The organism is Streptomyces sp. MZ04 (assembly GCF_004684775.1).
GTDB lineage: Bacteria > Actinomycetota > Actinomycetes > Streptomycetales > Streptomycetaceae > Streptomyces.
This window is the reverse complement of record NZ_SRIC01000451.1, coordinates 1-4,244: the sequence shown is the minus strand read 5'-3', so window position 1 is coordinate 4,244 and position 4,244 is coordinate 1. Positions and strand designations below refer to the sequence as shown.

The following is a 4,244-nucleotide window of genomic DNA, read 5'->3' as shown; positions in this document are numbered from 1 at the left end:
GCCCTGCGCAGCGTCCTCGCGGCACTCGGTTCCCCCACCGCCGTCCGCGAAGCCCGCACCCCGTCCCTGCGCTCCGCCCAGGGACCCGTGACCCCCGAACTTCCGCTGCCCGTCCACGTCCTGGACCGGATCACCCCGTCGGGCAGCACGCCCACCCGGCTCGCGGGGTGGCGCTTCCTGATCCGCTGCGGCGAGCGAGCCGTCGCCGCCGCCGACACGATGCTCACGCCGGACGGGTGGACGTTCTCGCACTTCTTCGAGGGCCCGTACATCGCGGCCACCGAGCGCGCCCTGCGCCACGCCGAGCAGATGCCCCTGCCGTACCAGCCACGTCTGTTGTCCGTGCCCGAGCTGTACATGCTCACGCTCTGGCTGCACGGCGACTGCACGGCCGACGGCGCGAGCGGCCACCTCAGGGCCACCGACATCCTCGTACCGCTGGCACCCGCGCCACCCGGCATCGCGGCCCACCGCCCGCACCGCGCCGCCGAACTGCTCAAGGTCCTCACCCACCGCCTGACCCCCGCGCCGCTGCTCGGCTCACCCGCATGACGCCGCCGCACCTCCCGTGCCCCGCAGCCCGACCGGCCGCGGGGCACGGCGCTGTCCGCTGCCCGGACGGACTAGCCCGGTATGACCACCCCGAACCACCCGAAGAGACAGTGCAGTTGGGCTGAACCGTCCGGGCGGGTGATACGTCATTAAGCAGTAGGAAGCGCTGCCGCTAAATCCCTGCGGATTGACGCCCGTAGGGCAACACTGGGATCGGACCGACTAAACCACGGGGGGCGGTCATGAACACCACATCGAACCGCAGGACAGACGTCACAGCCATCACATCGCAGCGAAAGAACCCTTCCATGTGCCAGCACCAACCACCGTGCCCGACAGCCGACTCCGCCGACCGGGAAGCCGCGCTCCTCATGGCGAGCCACCCGGAGCAGGGCTGGAGCCTGCTGTGCAACGGCGTCCTCCTCTTCGAGGACACCGGTGAGCTGCTGCCGGACGGCCAGATCATCGCCCCGCACCGACCGCTGGGCACCGACGAGATCATGACGGCCGCCTGACGCGGCGGCGCCACGGCACGGACAACGAAGGGGCCGACCCGGAGAAACAACTCCGGACCGGCCCCGACGCATGTCCAAGCCCGCGTATCAGTCCTCGTGCATCAGTCCTCGTACGCATCCAGCGGCGGGCAGGAGCAGACCAGGTTCCGGTCGCCGTACGCCTGGTCGATGCGGCGCACCGGCGGCCAGTACTTGTCCGCCGCGACGACACCGGCCGGGAAGACGGCCTCCTCGCGGCTGTAGCCGTGCTCCCACTCGCCGCCCAGCGCGGCGGCGGTGTGCGGCGCGTTGCGCAGCGGGTTGTCGTCGGTGGACCACTCGCCGCCGCCGACCTTCTCGATCTCGCCGCGAATGGCGATCATCGCCTCGCAGAACCGGTCGATCTCGACCAGGTCCTCGCTCTCCGTCGGCTCGATCATCAGCGTCCCGGCGACCGGGAACGACATGGTCGGCGCGTGGAAGCCGTAGTCGATGAGCCGCTTGGCGATGTCGTCGACGCTGACGCCGGTCTCCTTGGAGAGCGGACGCAGGTCGATGATGCACTCGTGCGCGACGAGGTCGCCGGGGCCGGTGTAGAGCACCGGGTAGTGCGGCTCGAGCCGCTTGGCGATGTAGTTGGCGGAGAGCACCGCGACCTGGGTGGCGCGCTTGAGGCCCTCGCCGCCCATGAGGCGTACGTACGCCCAGGAGATCGGCAGGATCCCGGCGGAGCCCCACGGCGCCGCGGAGATCGGCCCGACACCCGTCTCGGGGCCCGCGGCGGGCTGCATCGGGTGGTTGGGCAGGTACGGCGCGAGGTGCTCGCGCACACCGACCGGGCCGACGCCGGGACCGCCGCCGCCGTGCGGGATGCAGAAGGTCTTGTGCAGGTTCAGGTGCGAGACGTCGCCGCCGAAGTGGCCCGGCTTGGCGAGCCCCACCAGCGCGTTGAGGTTGGCGCCGTCGACGTACACCTGGCCGCCGGCCTCGTGCACCTCCGCGCAGATGTCGGCGACGTGCTCCTCGAAGACACCGTGCGTCGACGGGTACGTGATCATAAGGACCGACAGCTCGTCGCGGTGCTTCTCGATCTTGGCCCGCAGGTCCTCGACGTCGATCTCGCCGTCGTCGGCGGTCTTCACGACGACGACCTTCATGCCGGCCATCACGGCGCTCGCGGCGTTGGTGCCGTGCGCGGAGGACGGGATGAGGCAGACGGTGCGCTGCTCGTCGCCGTTGGCCCGGTGATAGCCGCGTACGGCGAGAAGCCCGGCGAGCTCGCCCTGCGAACCGGCGTTGGGCTGCAGCGAGACCTTGTCGTACCCGGTGACCTCGGCGAGCCGCTCCTCCAGCTCACGGATGAGCGTGAGGTAGCCCTGCGCCTGCTGGGCGGGCGCGAAGGGGTGCAGCTGCCCGAACTCGGGCCAGGTGACCGGCTCCATCTCGGTGGTCGCGTTGAGCTTCATGGTGCAGGAGCCCAGCGGGATCATTCCGCGGTCGAGCGCGTAGTCGCGGTCGGCCAGCTTGCGCAGGTAGCGCAGCATCGCGGTCTCGGAGCGGTACTGGTGGAAGACCGGGTGCGTCAGGTACGCGTCGGAGCGCAGCAGCCCGGCGGGCAGGGTGTCCTCGGTCGCCGCGTCGAGCGCCTCGATGTCCCCCTCGACCCCGAACGCGGTCCAGATCGCGGTCAGCTGCTTGCGCGTGGTGGTCTCGTCACAGGCCAGCGAGACGTGGTCGGCGTCGACCTGGTGGATGTTGACGCCGCCCTCACGGGCCGCGGAGACGAGCTCCTCGGCCTTGCCCGGCACCCGCACGGTGAGCGTGTCGAAGTACGCGCCGTGCACGACCTCGACACCGCCTGCGGTGAGCCCGGCAGCCAGCAGCGTCGCGTACCGGTGGGTGCGCCGCGCGATGGACTTGAGCCCCTCGGGCCCGTGGTAGACCGCGTACATCCCGGCCATGACGGCAAGCAGCACCTGCGCCGTACAGATGTTGCTGGTCGCCTTCTCCCGGCGGATGTGCTGCTCACGGGTCTGCAGCGCGAGCCGGTAGGCCTTGTTGCCGTCGGCGTCGACGGAGACGCCCACGAGCCGGCCCGGCAGGCTGCGGGCGAACTTCTCGCGCACCGCCATGTATCCGGCGTGCGGCCCGCCGAAGCCCATCGGCACACCGAACCGCTGGGTCGTACCGACCGCGATGTCCGCACCGAGCTCACCGGGCGAGGTGAGCAGCGTCAGGGCGAGCAGATCGGCCGCGACGGAGACGACGGCACCCAGCTCGCGCGCCTGCTCGATGACCGCCTTGATGTCGCGTACGACACCGGAGGCGCCCGGGTACTGGATCAGTACGCCGACGACACCGCGCTCGGCGACCTCGGCCGGGATGCCGTCGCTCAGGTCGGCGACGACGATCTCGACACCGGTGGGCTCGGCACGGGTCTGGATGACGGCGATGGTCTGCGGCAGCGCATCGGCGTCAACGACAAAAACCCCGTCCTTGACCTTGCTCATGCGCCGCGAAAGGGCCATGGCCTCGGCAGCGGCGGTCCCCTCGTCGAGCAGGGAGGCACCGGAGGTGGGCAGTCCGGTCAGCTCCGCGACGACAGTCTGGAAGTTGAGCAGCGCTTCCAGACGCCCCTGGGAGATCTCGGGCTGGTAGGGCGTGTAAGCCGTGTACCAGGCAGGGTTCTCCATGACGTTCCGCAGAATGACGGGCGGCGTGAAGGTCCCGTAGTAACCAAGCCCGATCATGGAATCAAGCACTTGATTCCGATCGGCGAGGGAGCGCAGCTCGGCAAGCACCTCGGCCTCGGTGCGTGCTCCGGGCAGATTCAGCGCCTCGGCGTTCTTGATCACATCCGGCACCGCGGCGGCGGTCAGCTCGTCGAGCGAGCCGTAGCCGACCTGCGCGAGCATCTTGGCCCGTGCTTCGGCATCGGGGCCGATGTGCCGCTGCTCGAAGGGGATGCCCTGCTCAAGCTGTGAGAGCGGGATGCGAGGGGTGGCGGTCATTGCGGAGGCCTCCTGGTCTGACGCTGGTCTGACGCGACCTGCGAGGGGCACCACGGCGTGGGTACCCGGACGGCCTCCCCCTCTGTCATCTCAACCTGAGAGCTTCACCGGGATACGCCCCGCAAGAGGCGCCGTCCCGACTTTCACCGTCGGTGAGGAGGGGTTCCGAACGTGCCCGCCCGACGCC

3 protein-coding genes are annotated in these 4,244 nt (G+C 70.2%); 2 read left to right on the top strand and 1 reads right to left on the bottom strand.

Annotated elements, in window-relative coordinates:
• Positions 1 to 552 (top strand): hypothetical protein (locus tag E2651_RS41575; protein ID WP_135336454.1); only part of this gene is annotated, 552 nt, incomplete at its 5' end.
• A gap of 308 nt (positions 553 to 860) precedes the next feature.
• Positions 861 to 1,067 (top strand): DUF5999 family protein, encoded by a 207-nt coding sequence (locus E2651_RS41570; RefSeq protein ID WP_280922834.1) that lies wholly within the window; start codon positions 861 to 863, stop codon positions 1,065 to 1,067.
• A 101-nt stretch (positions 1,068 to 1,168) separates the two neighbouring features.
• Here the strand turns inward: E2651_RS41570 and gcvP are convergent, their stop codons facing one another.
• Positions 1,169 to 4,057 (bottom strand): aminomethyl-transferring glycine dehydrogenase, encoded by a 2,889-nt coding sequence (gene gcvP, locus E2651_RS41565; RefSeq protein ID WP_135336452.1) that lies wholly within the window; start codon positions 4,055 to 4,057, stop codon positions 1,169 to 1,171.
• Between the last annotated feature and the right edge of the window lie 187 nt (positions 4,058 to 4,244).

What these genes read in the sequence shown, in the direction of transcription:
- E2651_RS41570 (WP_280922834.1), top strand. Translation starts at nt 861, where the DNA reads ATGTGCCAGCACCAACCACCGTGCCCGACAGCCGACTCCGCCGACCGG.
- gcvP (WP_135336452.1), bottom strand. Translation starts at nt 4,057, where the DNA reads ATGACCGCCACCCCTCGCATCCCGCTCTCACAGCTTGAGCAGGGCATC.